This is a genomic window from Nesterenkonia ebinurensis (genome assembly GCF_008711175.1).
In the GTDB taxonomy this organism is placed as follows: Bacteria; Actinomycetota; Actinomycetes; order Actinomycetales; family Micrococcaceae; genus Nesterenkonia; species Nesterenkonia ebinurensis.
Window position 1 is genome coordinate 62,517 of sequence record NZ_VWNF01000047.1, and the last position, 16,548, is coordinate 79,064.

Consider the following 16,548-nt stretch of genomic DNA (forward strand, 5'->3'; position numbering starts at 1 on the left):
GTTCTCGCCTCCTACCCCGCTTGCCGAGCAGCTTCCCAGGATGGGTCGACCTGAGGAACTGCTGCCAGCAGGGACTGTGTGTACTCGTGCCGCGGTGCATCGAAGATCGCCTCACGGGATCCCTGTTCAACGATCTCGCCGCTCTTCATGACGGCAACCTTATGAGCGATCTGACGGACCACAGCCAGATCATGAGCGATGAAGATGTATGACAGGTTCAGGTCCCGCTGGAGGTCTCGCAGCAGGTCCAGCACCTGGGCCTGTACGGAGACATCAAGGGCAGACACTGCCTCGTCGCAGATCACCAGCTGAGGCTCGACGACCAGGGCACGGGCGATGCCGATCCGCTGCGCCTGGCCTCCTGAGAACTGTGCCGGATAGCGGCCGGAGTGATCGGGATTGAGTCCCACCCGCTCCATGGACTCCTTCACTACGCGACGGCGGCCGCCCAGAACCTTCCTCCCCTGATAGAGCAGCGGCGCCGAGATCACCTGCTCCACCGTGTGCCGGGGGTTCAGCGAGGAATAGGGGTCCTGGAAGACCACCTGGACGCCCCCGCGGAAGTCACGCAGGGCCTTGCCAGCCTTATAGGTGACGTCGACGCCGTCGAACTCAAGCAGTCCCTCTGTGGGCTCGATGAGCTTCGCGGCCATCCTCGCGGTAGTCGACTTCCCCGACCCGGATTCGCCGACGATCCCGAGAGTCTCCCTGCGCGCCACATCGAAGGACACGCCTTTGACAGCGCGGAAAATGGTACGGGGCCCGGTGCGGAAATCTCTGACAAGATTCTCGGCTCTCAGCAGCGGCTGCCGCGTCATGAGTCCTCACTTCCAACTGGGGTCAGAATCGGCTCGGGAAGGTCCACCTGGTCGTCGAGCCGCGGTGTGGCGGCCAGCAGCTGACGGGTATAGTCATTGCTGGGCCGGGAGAAGATCTGTTCTGCTGTTCCCTGCTCGACGGTGCGCCCGTGGCGCATCACTGTGATCCGGTCCGAGACCTGACTGACGACTGCCAGGTCGTGGGTGATGAAGAGCATGCCGGCCCCGGTGCTCTGCTGGACTTCGGCCAGCAGCTCCAGAATCTGGGCCTGCACGGTGACGTCCAGAGCCGTGGTCGGCTCATCGGCGATGATCAGCTCCGGTTCGCAGACCAAAGCCATGGCGATCATGACACGCTGCCGCATACCGCCCGAGAATTGATGCGGGTAGTGGTTAACTCGCTTATCGGCATCCACGATCTTGACCCGGTCCATGGCTTCCACTGCGCGTCGGAGTCCAGCTCGCCGGGATCCCCCTCGGTGTGCACGGTATGCCTCTGCGATCTGGAATCCGACCGTGTAGTAGGGATTCAGGGAGGAGAGCGGGTCCTGGAAGATCATCGCCATGCGGTCGCCGCGCAGTCTGCGCATCTGTCGGTCAGACCGGCCCAGGAGCTCCTCGTCCATAAAGCTGATCCGGCCCGTGGTCCGGGCCTCTCGCGGCAGCAGTCCCATCACGGCCAAGGACGTCATGGACTTTCCTGAGCCGGATTCCCCGACCAGCCCCATCGTCCCGCCCTGCGGGATCTCAAAGCTAACCTGGTCCACAACAGCGGCAGTGGGGAAGGCGATCGTCAGGTCAACCACCTGGAGCATTGGCTTGTCTGTCATTTGGTGCTCTCTCTCACCCGGGGGTCGAGGGCGGTGTAGGTCAGGTCGACCACGATGTTCGCGATGATGACAGCGAAGGCTGCCAGCAGCGTGACCCCCATGATGACAGGCTGATCGTTGGTCCCGATGGCGTTGTACGCCCATCGCCCGACACCGTTGAGCCCGAAGACCGTCTCTGTGATCAGGGCTCCTCCCAGGAGGGTGGCGAAGTCCATGCCCAACAGGGTGACAACTGGAGTGAGAGACGGCCGCAGACCATGGCGGAGCATGATCGGCGCGGGGCGCAGTCCCTTGGCGTGCGCAGTCCGCATGAAGTTCTCACCAAGGGTGTCGATCATGTTGGTCCGGGTCAGTCTGGCGTACATCGACGCATACATTAGCGCCAAAACTGTCCAGGGCATGATGTAGGTCTGGAACCATCGGGTCGGATCGTCGGTGAATCCGACTACCGCGGGGAAGGGCAGCCACTGCAGCTGAACCACGAGCAGGTACTGCAGGACCAGCGCGACGAAGTAGTTGGGCAACGAGACGCCGGCCAGTGCAAACATCATCGCACCGCGGTCCCACCAGGTGCCCTGCTTCACTGCACTGATCACACCGGCTGCGACTCCGGAGAGGATCCAAAGCACTGCTGCGCCCACTGCAATGGTGATGGTCACCGGGAGCCTGTCGACGATACCGTCGAAGACGTCGGTGCGGTACTGGAATGAGTACCCGAGACAGGGGGCAGAACAGTAGATCTCTGCGGCTGTTCCTTCCCCGTAGGTCCGACCAACGAATATGCCGGAGAGAAAGGCCCAGAATTGCACGAAGAAGGGCTCCTCCAGTCCGAGTTGACGTCGGATCTGAACGATGGTGTCAGGCGTGCATGCGTCGCCGCAGATGCTCGCTGCAGGATCGGGCGTGAGATAGAAGAAGATGATGAACGTGAAGAAGATCACGGCCAGCATCGTGACGACAGCGCCGAGTAACCGCTTGAGGATGTAGCTGATCATGACCGGCCTCCGCTCGCCCAGACCTTCTGAAGGTTGTCACCGAGGATGGTAAAGGAGAAGACCGTCAGGAATAGGAAGATTCCAGGGACGGCGAAGAACAGCGGGTGGCTGGCATACCACGGTACCGCCTGAGCGATCATCTGTCCCCAGGAAGGCGTCGGCGGGATCACACCCACACCCAAGAACGACAATCCGGCCTCGGTAGCGATGAACGTTGGCACGGCAAGAGTTGCCATAACGATGACAGTTCCGGAGAGATTGGGCAGCACCTCTTTGAACACGAGAGTCATTCGTCCTGCTCCTGATGCGCGCGCCGCTTCGACGAATTCGCGGTTGGTAATCGACATTGCCTGTCCTCGGACCACGCGAGCGGTCTGCGGCCAGCTGAAGAGGCTGAGAACCAGGACCAACAGCAGAGGCCGGTTGCCCTGAGGTACGGCCGAGAGGACTGCGATCATGAAGATCAGTGCCGGGAATGCCATCAGGAAGTCCATCAGTCGTGAGATCACAGCATCCACCCATCCGCCGGCGAATCCTGCCAGCATTCCCAGGGTCACACCGATCAGCATGGTCAGGGCCGTGGCGCAGATGGCGATGAGCATAGAGACCCGAGCGCCGTAGACAATGCGGGCGAAGATGTCTCGCCCATTCTGGGGCTCGACGCCGAACCAGTGGTCCGCACTGATTCCTCCCCAGGGGCCGAGGGGCAAACCGCCGGTGGAGGAGTCAACGGCTGACTCATCGAACTGCAGTGGACCCCATCCGCTGAGCTGGGTCACCCAGGGGGCGAAGACTGCCATACCTGTCACGATGAGCAGGAAGGCCAGGGAGAAAATGACCGACGGCTTGCGGAGGATTGTCTTCAGGGCCGAGGCACCCGGAGGCTTTGATCCGCCTCCGGGTGCCTGCCCGTCAACCTCCTCAAGCTGCGCTGAGGAAGGTACTGCCAAGGTGCTTATTCCTCTGGATCCAGCAGCCCGACGTGGCTGTAGTCGATGTAGCCGGTGCGTGCTGGGTTGGCGAATGCGCCTCCGACGTTCTCACCGACCATCTGAAGGTCCGCGATGAGCAGGAGGGGAACTACCGGGGCGTCCTCCATGATCATCCGGTTGATTTCGGAGTACCGGGCGTTCTGCTCGTCGATGTCCTCCATAGCAGCTGCCTCGTCGAGAGCCTGGTTGGTCTCTTCGGAGTCGTACTGGGAGTGGTTGAGGTTGCCGGACTCTGCGATGCGGTTGCCGTGGAACCGGTTCTCCAGTGCGATCTGTCCGGTGAGCCAGCCACGAGTGCAGACGCCGGTGATGGCCAGGTCGCCCAGCTGGCTGGGGGTGCCAATGACGTCGTAGTAGCTCGCGGCATCCAGCACGTTCAAGGTCACGTCGACACCGGCTTCGGCGTAGGACTGCTGAACCGCTTCAGCCATGGACTGCCACATGGGCAGGTTGCGCACGTCCATCGTCAGCTCGAGGCCGTCCTCATATCCGGCTTCGGCCAGCATCTCAGCGGCCAGTTCGGGATCTCCGGCATCACCCTCCGTCTCATAGAGGTTGAACTCTTCCCGGCCGTCGATCATCGGCAGGAGCATGTCGTGGGTGATGTCGGCCAGTGCCTCGCCTCCTGCCGCGTTCTGTACGCTGGTCTTGTCGAGCGCATAGTTCAGAGCCTGCCGGACCTCGAGGTTGTCCAGATCTGGATTGTCCATGTTGAAAGCCATGTACCAGACGCAGGTGGGTTCGGTGCGGACGGTGCGGCCAACCATATCGGGGTTGGACTGGACCTGCTGCAGATTGGCAGGCTGCAGCGGGTTCGCAGCAGTCTGCACTGCGTCGGCGTCGTCGCCCTGACCCGCCATCATGCGCTGATCGATGGTGGAGTTGTCCAGATTGAGCAGGAACTCGAAGCCGTCCGCGTAAGCCGCACGAATGGGATCGGTATCAGCATTCCAGTGCTCGTTGCGCTCCAGGGTCAGACGTTCGCCTTCCTGGTACTCGGCAATCCGGTAGGGTCCCGAAGCAATGGGCGCATCCGCGATCTGACCGGGAGTCTCCACTTGGTCGGCAGGAAAAGGTGTTGATGGCGGGGTTCCCATGATGTAGGGGAACCCTGCTACGGGATCACCGGTGTGGAACTCGATAGTGCGTTCATCGATAACCACAATGGAGTCCAGCCCATCGGAATCTTCGAAGATTCCTTCATAGTCTGCGGCACCCTCAATCGCGTTACGCATCAGTTGATCGCCGATTCGGACGGAGGGGTCCAAAGCGCGCTCGACACCGAACTTCACATCTTCTGCGGTGATCGGAGAGCCGTCCTCGAAATAGATATCTTCCTTCAGCGTGAAGGTCCAAACAGTGGAGTCATCATTAGACTCCCAACTCTCAGCAAGATCGCCGACCAGTTCCATTTCACCGGTTTCGATGTCATAGGTGTACTCAGTCAGGAATCGGTACAGCAAGGTGTATAGGTTGCGCACCCCGCCATCGACTCCGATTGCGGGGTCAAAGCTAGCGAAATCGACGCCACCCAACACTGTAACAGTCCCACCTTCCTGAGGATCACCAGTGTAGAGAGCCCACCCGTCGTCGGTGAGTATCCTCTCGGTGGTGCCGAGACCCTCATCTCCTGCTGTCTCAGGCTCAGTCTCGCCGTTTCCGCAGGCAGAGACCAGTGCAAGTACTGCGACGCTGGTGGCCGCAAGGCTGAGGCGTACTTGACGCTTCATGATGCCTTCCCCTCATCTAGGTGATGTGACATTTCACAGTTTACATTACATATGTTGTGTGTCATATAGGTAACTTCTTGTTTCATCCGCGTGAACAGCCAAGGAGAAGGGAGCTTCATTGCAGCTTTTCGGTTGGTACGCCAGCTCTGCCACTAATGAACCGAATGATCTCTGCTTCCAGCGCCTTCAGGGAAGTGACCCCAAAGAGAGCACTCTGTCACGAAAGTCGGGAATGCTGAATTTCTCCCCCAGCTCAGCCTAGGCCTAGGCCTAGGCGCACAGTTTCGCAATGATCAACTGCCCCAAGTAATGGGCGCACATCTGTCCGGGCTAGGAAATATACCGGTCGATTTCAGTGACGATCTCAAGTTCAGCGATTTCAGGTTCAACCGCAGAAAATTCCAGTTTCGTGAGCAATCTCCACCTATCTCCGCCTTGATCTTGACTGCTGTACTCCAGCCCGATCTGATGGATTTCCTCAACGGTGTAGTCGGTAGGTGAAGTCCCGCAGTTGGGAGGCGTAAAATGCCTCACCCTCAGGCTGGTCGTAGGTGTCGATGGATTCGGGGCTTGGCCCAGCCGGAGCCGAGCTCAGTCTGCCGCCACTCCCATTCTGGGGTGTACAACCCTCTGAAGACCCTGCCTGGCTCAGCTATCACGTATTTCTTCTCACGTGTGACTTCTACTTCTGTCATGCGCCTCCCCCCACCACGTACTGCACAGGTTGTTTTCGCATGCAACCATCCTCAAGGTACCATGTGAAATGTCACTCAATACCATCTGGAGCAAGAACGAGCGCCGTCGATACCATGAAAGGGGCACATTGCTATGACCACACTGCCTGATGCCACCCACCACTCCCTCATTGCCGGGGAACCTGCAAAAGGTACTGACGGCGTGGTGCGAGCCATTGACCCCGCTCGCAATGAGGAAACTGGACCAGAATTCACCACCCTGGCTGAATCCCAGGAGCAGGCTGCTGCCGAGGCCGCCGCCGAGGCCTTCGGCATCTACCGGAAGCTGACCGACGCAGACCGCGCCGCGTTCCTCACCACGGTTGCTGAGAACATCAACGCCGCCGGAGAAGAGATCATCGCTACCGCGATGACTGAGACTGGACTTCCGCAGCAACGGTTGACCGGCGAGCTGGCCCGCACGGTCAACCAGCTAAAGATGTTTGCCAAGCTGGTGGCCAACGGTGATCACCACAGCGTTCGGACGGAGCCGGCGCTGCCGGACCGCACTCCCCTGCCACGTCCAGACCTGCGCCAGAGGAAGTTGCCTCTGGGGCCGGTAGTGGTCTTCGGAGCCTCCAACTTCCCGCTGGCCTTCTCTACCGCTGGCGGGGACACAGCCTCCGCCCTGGCCGCCGGCTGCCCGGTCATCTTCAAGGCTCACCTGGCCCACCCGGGCACAGGGCTGCTCGTCGCCCAGGCAATCGCCAAGGCCGTCGCCGATCACAACCTCCCGGCGGGAGTCTTCTCGCTGGTCTACGGTCGGGGCACCACGGTCGGCCAGTCCCTGGTGAAGCACCCCGCCATCAAGGCGGTGGGCTTTACAGGTTCCCGCTTCGGGGGCACCTCGATCATGGCCACTGCCGCGGCACGCCCTGAGCCCATACCGGTCTACGCTGAAATGAGCTCGGTAAACCCGGTGATGGTTCTCGATTCGGCCATCAAGGGAGACTCCACCGCCCTGGCTGAAGGGTTCATCACCTCACTCAACGGCTCGGCGGGCCAGCTGTGCACCGTTCCGGGGTTGATCTTCGTACCGGGAGACGAGACCGGGGATACATTCCTTGCCAATGTAAAGAATGCACTGGCCGAGACTGCTGGAGTCACCATGCTCACCCCCGGGATCTGCTCCTCCCGCGTGCAGGGGGAGAAGCGGCTCACCTCCATGCCTGGTGTGACCGAAGTCGGCCGCGGTACGGATGGCCAGACGGCGAACGCCCTGGGACCAGCGGTGTTCTCCACCGATGTGGAGACCTTCCTCACCCACAAGGAGCTTTCCGAGGAGATCTTCGGGGCCACCTGCTTGGCGGTGCGCTACGCTTCCGCCGGTGAACTGCAGAAGGTAGCCAGCCGGATTGAAGGCCAGCTGACCGCCACTCTGCACCTGGACACCGAGGACCCTGGCGACGTAGCGCTGGCCGCGGATCTGGTCGAGCTGCTCGAGCTGAAGGCCGGGCGGGTACTCGTCAACGGGTGGCCCACCGGAGTCGACGTGGGGGACGCAATTGTCCACGGCGGGCCCTTCCCCGCGACCTCCGATGGCCGCTCCACCTCAGTGGGGACTGCGGCTATCGACCGGTTCCAGCGCCTGGTGGCCTACCAGAACCTGCCGGCTGCGCTACATCCGGCCCCAGTGCACGAGGACAACCCTTGGGATGTGCCCCAGCGCACTGATTTCCTGTCCCAGCTGAGATAAAACCGACCAACCGGCTTAGACGCAACGCCCGGACTTTATACGTCACCACACTATAGGGTGGAAAGAGAGCGAGCCGGTCCCTACGGCTCAATGCGCAGCTGTGAGACGGGAGGTGAGCCAACGTGCGTCATGTGGTCACCGGAGAGGCCGTCAGCCTCGACCTGCCTTCGGTCTCCCTGATCACCCGGGGCGCCTCCCTGCTGGTGGACATCCTGCTCTACTGGATCACCCTGCTGCTGATCTTCATCGGTCTGGGCTACTTCGGCGCCCAGGCGCAGCTGCAGATGAACCCGGCGGCCGCCGCGGCCATCAGCCTCACTGTGGTAGTCGGGGTGCTGGTCATCGCCCCTATCACCATCGAGACGTTGAGCAGGGGGCGTTCGCTGGGCAAGCTGATCTTCGGGGTGCGCGTGGTCCGCGATGACGGCGGTTCTGTCCGGCTCCGGCACTGTCTGATCCGTGGTTTGGCAGGATTCGCAGAGATATACCTGACGCTCGGGCTGCTTCCGCTGCTGACCGGGATGTTCACTGAGCGGGGCAAGCGGCTGGGCGATGTGATGGCCGGGACATACGCGATCCGTGTCCGGCATCCGCGAGTGCGCCCGATGATGCTGCCGGTGCCCCCGCATATGGCCGCTTGGGCTCAGATTGCCGATATCGGCAGAATCCCCGACGACGTGTCCGCCCGGGCCGCCCGGCTGCTGCGCACTGTGGAGAACGGCAGGAAAGTGGATCTGCCGGCGGTCAGTGCCATCGGCGAACGGCTGGCGGCCGAGATCGTGCAGTACGTCACCCCGATGCCGCCGACCACCTCAGCCTTGGAGTTCCTGGCCGCTGTCATGGGTGAGCGGCGCAACCGGGAATACCAGCGGGTGCGCGCCCAACAGGAACGCGCCGAGCACCTACACCGCCGCATCCACGCCCTGCCCTATGCCTGAGCTGCGGCGGGTCGCAGCAGGGTGTGCGCTGGGAGCGAAGCGATCCAGCGACTTCAGGTGTGAAGGCAGGCAGGCCTATGCCTGCGGAGAGGCGAGCGAGGCACCCGCCACCGGAGGCCCCCTGACGTCTGGGACCCGTGCAGACACAGAGTAGCTGCGAGGGCAACGTCAGGGACTAATACCGGTAGTGGTTGGGCTTGTAGGGACCGGCGACGTCGACCCCCAGGTACTCGGCCTGCTGCTTGGTGAGCTGAGTCAGTTTGACACCCAGTGCGTCCAGGTGGAGCCGGGCTACCTTCTCATCGAGCAGCTTGGGCAGCACGTAGACCTCAGTCTGATAGGCATCGTGGCCCTCATACCCGGTCTTATGCGATTTGGCGAAGAGTTCGATCTGCGCCATGACTTGGTTGGTGAAGCTGGAGGACATCACAAAGCTGGGGTGCCCAGTGGCGTTGCCGAGGTTGAGCAGCCGGCCTTCGGAGAGCACGATAATGGAGCGCCCGCCGCTGTCCGGGAAGACCCATTCGTGCACCTGGGGTTTGATCTCAACCTTCTGGATTCCGGGGATCGCAGCTAGCCCGGCCATATCGATCTCATTGTCGAAGTGGCCCACATTGCCCACTATGGCCTTGTCCTTCATCCGCTGCATCTGGGCCGCGGTGATGATGTCCTTGCCTCCGGTGGTGGTGATGAAGATATCCCCGCTCTCCAGCACCTCATCGAGGGTGACCACCTGATAACCGTCCATCGCGGCCTGCAGGGCGTTGATCGGATCGATCTCAGTAACCACCACCCGTGCGCCCTGGCCGCGCAGCGCCTCTGCGGAGCCCTTGCCCACATCCCCGTAGCCGCACACCACTGCGGTCTTACCAGCAATCAGCACATCGGTGGCCCGCATGATGCCGTCAGGCAGGGAGTGCCGAATACCGTATTTGTTGTCGAATTTGGACTTGGTGACCGAGTCGTTGACGTTGATCGCGGGGAAGAGTAGCTGTTTTTCTCTGGCCAGCTGGTAGAGCCGGTTGACCCCGGTGGTGGTCTCCTCGGTGACACCGGCGATCTGGTCGGCGATGCCGGTCCAACGCCGGGGGTTCTCCGCATGGGAGTTCCGCAGGGTCTCCAGGATGATGCTGTACTCGTGGGGATCCTCAGCGGTGGCTGAGGGGACTGCACCTGCGGCCTCGAACTCTGCGCCTTTGTGCACCAACAGGGTGGCGTCTCCGCCGTCGTCGAGAATCATATTGGGGCCTCGGGAGGGGTCCTCATCCACGCCCGGCCAGGCAAAGATCTGCGAGGCGGTCCACCAGTATTCTTCGAGGGTCTCGTTCTTCCAGGCGAAGACCGGCACCCCCTGGATGTCCTGCGCAGTGCCGTCTGGCCCCACCACCACGGCTGCGGCGGCCTCGTCCTGGGTGGAGAAGATATTGCAGCTGGCCCAGCGCACCTCAGCGCCCAGGGCCACCAGGGTTTCGATCAGCACTGCGGTCTGCACAGTCATATGCAGCGAACCGGCGATCCGGGCCCCGGCCAGCGGTTGGGACTCGGCGTACTCCTCGCGCAGGCTCATCAGCCCGGGCATCTCATGTTCAGCCAGCCGGATCTGGTGGCGTCCCGCCTCGTGCAGGGAGATATCGGCGATTTTGTAGTCGAAGCTCATTCAGTGTCCTTGAGAAGTGTGGGGACTCCGCGCGCAATGCGGTAGCAGCGGGTTTCATCGTTGATGGCCACCAGCTCATCGCCCTGCAGGCGCAGCCGGCTGCCGGTGGCCGGGCAGCGCAGAATCTCCAGGACGGCGGGGGCGATCACCGGGGTATCGGGCATGGGTTCCAGACTACCTGGAGATGACGACGACGCCCGACTGAGCCGGGATGAGGCTGGAAGCTGACTCCGAGTCTGCCAAGGCGACTGAGGAGCGCTAGCGAAGCGCCGGCCTCGCCGGGGTTGGTTCTGGGCAGGCACCTTATTCACGGATGAGACGGAGATGGCCTCGGGATATTCCGGAGCCGGATTCAGGGGCGGTCAGCGGCGCGGGAGCCTGCCGAGCTGCTGCGGACACCGCTGGCTCACGGGGTTCGCGCACAGCTTCGGCCAGGGCCAGCAGGTCGCCATCGTCATTCTGCGCTCTGGCGTAGTCCAGCCGGAGCACCTCCCATCCGCGTGGTGCGCTCACGGCGTCTGCGTGGGCGGTGCAGAGGTCGTAGGTGTGCGGTTCGGCGTAGACGCTGATCGGTCCGACCGCCACGGTGGAGTCGGCGTAGGAGTAGGTCAGCGTGGCTGCCGCGGGTGCTTCACAGCTGGCTTTGGTGCAACGGCGTTTGGAGTCCACGGTGACTGAGCCTACCCAGGTTTCGCTCAGAATCCTGGGATTTTCGACCGGTTGTCAGGGGTCGAGTCTGAACGGGACGTGCTGGCTGATGGGGGTGATCGGGTGCAGTGCGCCGATGCTGAAGCGCCCTTCTCCATCAGTGCTGAGAGCACTTCCGTAGGCTTCACCCTCGGTGCGCACCACCAGCACCGCATAGACGTCCTCCAGATCCGCGGACTCGGCCCGGTCCAGCAGTTCCTCGTAGGGCACCTCCACTGAGGCTCCACCCTCAGCCTCTGCCACCAGATCCTGGGAGGCGCGGCCCTGACTGTCGAAGAGCCGGTAGGTGATCTCAGCCTGGTCCTGTCCGGGCGTGGCGAAGAAGCGTAGCTCGGTGCTGAACCCTTCTGGTAGCAGCGCGCCTGAGCCGGGGGCAATCGGTTCCCCAGCGGTGGCCCAGCTGAAGTCCGGGGCGGGGTCGGTCTGCTGCTCTTCGGTCTCAGGCTCTAGCTGCTCGCCGGTCCAGGGGTCAGTCTCCGGTTCCAGCTCCACCTCTACAGTGACTTCTTCGCCGGTGCCGGCGCTGCGCACGGCGGCTAGGGCTGGCTGGTCGGTGGTCATGGCGACGTCGTATGTTCCCGGTTCCAGTCCGGTCAGTCCCACCGCGGAGACGCGGCCGGGCTCGAGACTGAAAACCCCGGGCGTCTCGGTGATCACCTGACCTTCGGTACTGAAGACCTGCAATTCTACAGTCACCGGATCGGTGCCCGGGGCGTAGAACCACAGCTGGGGGCTCTGGTCGGCTCCGGCGGGCACCCCCACGGCATAGTGCTCCTGGCGCAGGGCAGCCATAGGACTCAGCTGCTCCACTCCCAGTCCACTGCCGGCGGCGCTGAATGCTGACTGCAGGTGGGCGGTGACCGGCGCTCCACTGGCCTGCACATGCACGGCCAGCTGGGCATCCCTTTCGGTGAGGGCGGCCAGGTTAACGGTGCGCACCGTGTTCTCCGGGACCAGCAGGGTGGTGGCGCCCAGCGCGCCGGTCTCCCCTTCCTCACTGTAGGTGGTGATCTCCACGGTGGCGTCGCGGCTGTGCGGGTTGGCCAAGGTCAGCAGTGAGTCGGAGCCGATGCCGGTCTCCGGGCCCAGGAACCACTGGCTGCGCTGTGGCGCGGTACACCCTGTGGTGGCCAGTCCTGCCACGGCCCCTTCTTCGGCATAGTAGGTGAACTCGGCCGCAGCCGCCGGGGCCTGTGAGGGGCTGGGTCCTTCAACGGGCTGGATCTCCAGCAGGGCGGGGCTGAATCCCTCTCCCCGGGTTCCGGTGACCAGGTGGCGTTCGGCCAGTCCACCGCCTGCGGATTCGCCGGCCTCCTCAGGACCGATGAGCTGCTCCGGCTCGCCCCGGCCTTCCTGGCCCAGCGTCACCCAGTCTGTGCCGGGCAGCCGTCCGTCGGCGGCGGCGAATATGGCAGCACTGCGCATTGCGGAGGCAGCACTGTCTCGCTCGGCGTACTCCAGTACGCCCTGCTCGGACAGGGAGTCTGGCTGGCCGGGCATCGCCGGGCAGACCAGCCGTTCAGTCACGGCGGGAGCTGGTACGGCGTAGGCGGGCTGCTGCAGCAGTGCCGGTTGCGGGTCGGGGTCAGTGATGTGCAGCCAGGCTGAGCCGATTCCGGCAGCTACCAGGCCCAATCCCACCAGGACAGCGGCGGCGCGGGTCGCACTACGTGTCTCTGCCGGATGTTCAGTCGCTGCGGCGTGGCGGGCACCGGCCCTGGGCGTCTGCTCAGTCTCCTCGGCATGCCAGGCCTGGCGTTTGACTGCCCGTTCCTGAGCTTTCTGAGCTTTGCGCCGTGCTCGGCGCTGGGTGCGGATATACTTTTTGACGGAGCTCATCGGCTCACCTCCGTGCCAGCTGCCAGTTGCTGGTCGGGGATCAGCGGGAGGATCCGCCAGCTGCGCGGCAGCGGCAGGGCGACCAGCAGGAAGATCAGCACCAGCAGGCCGGTGCTGATCAGGATGGGGTACTGGAACTGGGAGCTGTGGCTGACCCTCAGCTGACCTTCCGGCTGCTCGGCGAAGGAAGAAGGCAGGTGGAACTGACGGCTCCACTGCATTTCTTCTGGCTCAATGTCCAGGCTGTTGGCGGTGACCCGGCGCAGGCTCTGCCCGTCCAGCTCGGCCTCCCATCCCACAGCTCGCTCAGCGGCCAGCTCCACATAGTACTCAGTGCCGGGGTCCAGCTCCAGGACTGCGCCGCTGCGGTCCTGCAGTTGGCCGAGGTCCAGGTGGATGCGGTGGTAGCTGCTGGGCAGCAGGGCCACCGGTTCGCCCGCCTCGGTGACTATACGCGCCCAGGCGGTGGAGGTTCCGGAGATCCCGCCGGCGGCCGGCAGCTCCTCAGCGGCTGTCTCCACCCGCCAGAGGGCACCGAACTCAGTGTCCCCCACTGGGCTGAGGCCACCTGCGGTATCGGCGGCCTCCCGCAGGGCGGTGCCCTGGGTGACCAGTACATAGCCGATGCCCAGCTCTGCAGCCAGGTCAGCTACATGCTCAGATCCTGGGGCGACGATGCCGGCCACCAGCTCGCCCAGCCGCTGCTGAGAGTCGCTGAGCTCTCCGGCAGGAAGATGGTCGTTCTGGGGACCGACCATACCCAGCCAGCTGGCGGGGGCTTCCGGGGTGGCCCAGAGCGGTAAGTCCTGGGCTGCGGCGGCCGTACGGCGAGCGTCTAGCGTACTACCGTGGCGGGCCCGAATCTCGGCGGTGACGCCCTGAGATGAGGAGGAGAGCACCAGAGTGCGGGCTGCGGCCGGGCCGGTGCCCAGGTCCGCCGCAGTTGCCGGCAGGCTGCGCACAGTGCCTGGTTCGATGAGCACGCGTTCGGTGTTGACTGTGCTGATGGTCTTCTCGGCCAGCTCGGTCCCGGGCATCATGCGCGGTGCGGCCCAGAAGACTCCAGCGGTGAACACGGCCAGCACCAGCAGGGTGGAAGCCACCGGGGCGAAGACTCCGCCCAAGGCTGATCCGGCAGCCTGGGAGGTGGCCAGGCCGCTGACTGCTGCTGCGATCAGGCACAGGGCCAGCACTGAGACCAGCGGGCCGATATGTGCGCCCACAACCTCGGAGCCGGCGGTGCCGGCCGCCAGGCGGCTGGCCAGGGCGGAATAGCCCAAAATGCCCAGACCGATGAATCCGCAGCTGAGCACCACTGCCCGGCGTCCCACGGCCAGCAGGGCGAGCACAGCAATGATCAGCAGGGGCGCGCCAATGGTCAGGGCAAGCCGCAGCGCCCAGAAATCCTCAGCTAACACGTCGGGCAGCCAGGCCACGGTCTCCGAATTGGTGGCCCCTGGCAGACCGCCCGTCGAGTCGAAGGCCTGGGAGAAGCCCAGCAGCTGCTGCCACAGGGGTGCGGAGGCCCCTGCCTCTGCAATACTGACAGCCCTGCCTGGTTCGGAGATCAGTACAGCCACCAGGTTGGCCCGGCGGTCCAGGGTGGAGATGAGCATCGGGGCGAAGACGGCCAGTGCGGGGATCGGCAGCAGCCAAAGCACCTTGCCGGCCCTTCGCAGGACCAGGGCCGCGATCACACAGCTGAGCACTGCCGGGACCAGCAGCACCGGGGCGGAGGCGGTGACCACCGCCATCAGCAGGGCGGCCCCGGCGGCCGTTTCCCAGCCTGCAGTCAGCCGCAGCGCCGCCACCCGCCCTGCGGTGACCCGGTGCCGGCCGTGGGCGCGCACTGCCCGTACAGCGGCCAGCACCAGCACAGGCAGCAGGATGTGGGCGATCACCGCGCCGATCCGTCCTTGTCCCACTGCACTGTGCAGGGCCGGCAGCAGCGCCCAGATCAGTGCTGCGATCAGTCGGTGGAAGGCCTTTGGGCTCCAGAGTCCGGCCGCCCACCACGCGGTGAGCGCGCTCAGCGGGGCGGACAGGATCACAACCCACAGCAGCACCGTTGAGGCATGGCCGAAGCTGAGCGCGGAGAGAATCAGCAGCACCAGGTTGAAGGGGTCTGCGGCGGCGCGCTCGCCCAGGGAGTCGGTGACCAGGAAGGACAGGGTGTGCTGCCAGACCTCGGCCACTGACCCGGAGACCGGCAGTGCCGCACCGCCGGCTAGGGCGGGGGCGGTGAGTAGTTGGCGGAATCCGACCAGGGAGACCCCGGTCAGCGCGACCAGCAGCAGGAACAGTCCCAGCCTGTCCTCAGAGCGGCGTGCCGGCATCTGGTCGAATTCGCCGCCGTCGGAACCGATCTCAGTCAGTTCCCCGGCCTCATCGCCAGTACCTTCCCCGGAGATTCCTACGGTCTCTGCAGTGGTGTCACGACGGCGCTGCTCGCGCAGCTGACTGCCAGTCACCAGGTTCTCCCGGACTCTGCGGCGGCCGGCGGCCAAGGTCTGCTTGGCGCTGTCACCGGCGCGATGGGGCCTGGACAGTGCCGCGATTCGGCCTTCCCGGCGATGCTGGCGCAGATGGACCAGGGCTGCGATATTGCACAGTCCGGCTGCGGCATGGCGCAGCTGAGCTAACCCGGCGTCGGGTGCTTTGCAGACGAACAGGGTCACGGTTCGCAGCAGGGCGACCAGCCACATGAGCACCCAGAGCGGGGGCACCGCGAGCGGGCTGGCCTGAGCCAGTCGGGTGCGGATCTGGCTGCGCCGGTGATCCTCAGGCAGCAGCAGCCCTCCAGCTAGTCGGTGCACCATCTCTCGCTGGGCAGGCTGGATCCGGCGCACTGCGGCAGTGGGTTCCAGCACGGTGCGGGCACCGACCTCACGGGCACGGGCACAGAATTCAGCGGCCGCGTAATCGGCCTCCAGCACGGGGCTGAAGCCACCCAGGTCGCCGAAGAGACTGGCCCGGACCAGCATTCCGTGTGCAGAGACGGCGGGCACCTCATCGCGCCCGTCGTACTGGCCCTGGTCGAACTCCTTGGGCTCGGTGAGTGTGACCACCTCTCCTGAGCGGGCGGTCCAGAGCCCGGCGTTGAGCAGTCTGGGCTCCTCGATGCCGGCGATCCACTGTTTGGCACCCACCACTTCCACTTCCTGGTGGGTGTCCTCATCCTTGACGGTGAACAGCCGCTCCTCTAGGTGCTCCAGTGCCTCCGGCTCCGGGACAGCATCTGCTGGGAGGATCCACAGCCACTGGTATCTGGGGGAGAATCCGTCACCGAGATGCCGCTCCAGGCTGCGCCAGAGCGAGGTAGTTTTCACTCCGCCGGGCCCGGTGGAGAGGGTCTTCTTGGCTTTGCGCCGGTCCTCCAGCAGCTTCGAGCGCAGTGAACGGGAGAGATCCTGCGGTCCGGCGTAGCTGCCGGCGCTGAGTTCGATCACGGTGTCCGGGGCCCGGGTCTGCCATTCCAAGCCGGCGGTCAGGTTCAGTGCTCGGCCGTGGGTGTCCCACTGTGGGGACGCAAAACCGCCGCCGTCGCGCATCACGACAGCGGCGATATGGAGCTGGGCCCCCGAGGTGCTCACCGGCGGGCTCCCATACGC

General features: G+C 64.1%; 12 protein-coding genes. 2 read left to right on the top strand and 10 right to left on the bottom strand.

Annotation, left to right across the window (positions count from 1 at the left end; all coding sequences use genetic code 11):
• Positions 1-11: 11 nt before the first annotated feature.
• The 5 genes from F0311_RS14700 to F0311_RS14720 are packed head-to-tail and all read right to left on the bottom strand — an operon-like array spanning position 12 to position 5,365.
• A complete protein-coding gene (locus tag F0311_RS14700) occupies positions 12-818 on the bottom strand; it encodes an ATP-binding cassette domain-containing protein (protein ID WP_150462697.1) in 807 nt (268 codons plus the stop codon).
• Positions 815-1,648 (bottom strand): ABC transporter ATP-binding protein, encoded by an 834-nt coding sequence (locus F0311_RS14705; protein ID WP_150462698.1) that lies wholly within the window; start codon positions 1,646-1,648, stop codon positions 815-817. Before F0311_RS14705 ends, F0311_RS14700 begins: the two co-directional genes overlap by 4 nt.
• Complete coding sequence (locus F0311_RS14710) at positions 1,645-2,643, bottom strand: ABC transporter permease (protein WP_150462699.1); 999 nt, start codon at positions 2,641-2,643, stop codon at positions 1,645-1,647. Before F0311_RS14710 ends, F0311_RS14705 begins: the two co-directional genes overlap by 4 nt.
• A complete protein-coding gene (locus F0311_RS14715; RefSeq protein ID WP_223881392.1) occupies positions 2,640-3,593 on the bottom strand; it encodes an ABC transporter permease in 954 nt (317 codons plus the stop codon). The genes F0311_RS14710 and F0311_RS14715 overlap by 4 nt, the downstream gene beginning before the upstream one ends.
• Positions 3,594-3,598: 5 nt before the next feature.
• Entirely contained in the window at positions 3,599-5,365 is a 1,767-nt protein-coding gene (locus F0311_RS14720) for an ABC transporter substrate-binding protein (protein WP_150462700.1), read from the bottom strand.
• A gap of 828 nt (positions 5,366-6,193) precedes the next feature.
• Between F0311_RS14720 and F0311_RS14725 the strand changes: the two genes are divergently transcribed.
• A complete protein-coding gene (locus F0311_RS14725) occupies positions 6,194-7,795 on the top strand; it encodes an aldehyde dehydrogenase (NADP(+)) (RefSeq protein ID WP_150462701.1) in 1,602 nt (533 codons plus the stop codon).
• 122 nt (positions 7,796-7,917) lie between these two features.
• Complete coding sequence (locus F0311_RS14730; protein WP_150462702.1) at positions 7,918-8,733, top strand: RDD family protein; 816 nt, start codon at positions 7,918-7,920, stop codon at positions 8,731-8,733.
• Between the two features lie 175 nt (positions 8,734-8,908).
• Here F0311_RS14730 and ahcY read toward each other — a convergent pair whose 3' ends face one another.
• The 5 genes from ahcY to F0311_RS14750 all read right to left on the bottom strand — a co-directional run bounded on the left by ahcY (position 8,909) and on the right by F0311_RS14750 (position 16,530).
• Positions 8,909-10,390 (bottom strand): adenosylhomocysteinase, encoded by a 1,482-nt coding sequence (ahcY, locus tag F0311_RS14735; protein WP_150462703.1) that lies wholly within the window; start codon positions 10,388-10,390, stop codon positions 8,909-8,911.
• Positions 10,387-10,554 carry a hypothetical protein gene (locus F0311_RS18165; protein ID WP_191089956.1) on the bottom strand — a complete coding sequence of 56 codons (168 nt, stop codon included), beginning with the start codon at positions 10,552-10,554 and terminating at the stop codon, positions 10,387-10,389. The genes ahcY and F0311_RS18165 overlap by 4 nt, the downstream gene beginning before the upstream one ends.
• Before the next feature lie 139 nt (positions 10,555-10,693).
• The gene (locus F0311_RS14740; RefSeq protein ID WP_150462704.1) at positions 10,694-11,059 is read right to left on the bottom strand and encodes a DUF3499 domain-containing protein; all 366 of its coding nucleotides are present in this window, start codon (positions 11,057-11,059) and stop codon (positions 10,694-10,696) included.
• Positions 11,060-11,113: 54 nt separating this feature from the next.
• A complete protein-coding gene (locus tag F0311_RS14745) occupies positions 11,114-12,937 on the bottom strand; it encodes a DUF5719 family protein (RefSeq protein ID WP_150462705.1) in 1,824 nt (607 codons plus the stop codon).
• Entirely contained in the window at positions 12,934-16,530 is a 3,597-nt protein-coding gene (locus F0311_RS14750; protein WP_150462706.1) for a glycosyltransferase family 2 protein, read from the bottom strand. The genes F0311_RS14745 and F0311_RS14750 overlap by 4 nt, the downstream gene beginning before the upstream one ends.
• Positions 16,531-16,548 lie beyond the last annotated feature (18 nt).

Coding starts and splice junctions, on each gene's coding strand:
- F0311_RS14700 (WP_150462697.1), bottom strand. CDS start 818: ATGACGCGGCAGCCGCTGCTGAGAGCCGAGAATCTTGTCAGAGATTTC.
- F0311_RS14705 (WP_150462698.1), bottom strand. CDS start 1,648: ATGACAGACAAGCCAATGCTCCAGGTGGTTGACCTGACGATCGCCTTC.
- F0311_RS14710 (WP_150462699.1), bottom strand. CDS start 2,643: ATGATCAGCTACATCCTCAAGCGGTTACTCGGCGCTGTCGTCACGATG.
- F0311_RS14720 (WP_150462700.1), bottom strand. CDS start 5,365: ATGAAGCGTCAAGTACGCCTCAGCCTTGCGGCCACCAGCGTCGCAGTA.
- F0311_RS14725 (WP_150462701.1), top strand. CDS start 6,194: ATGACCACACTGCCTGATGCCACCCACCACTCCCTCATTGCCGGGGAA.
- ahcY (WP_150462703.1), bottom strand. CDS start 10,390: ATGAGCTTCGACTACAAAATCGCCGATATCTCCCTGCACGAGGCGGGA.
- F0311_RS18165 (WP_191089956.1), bottom strand. CDS start 10,554: ATGCCCGATACCCCGGTGATCGCCCCCGCCGTCCTGGAGATTCTGCGC.
- F0311_RS14745 (WP_150462705.1), bottom strand. CDS start 12,937: ATGAGCTCCGTCAAAAAGTATATCCGCACCCAGCGCCGAGCACGGCGC.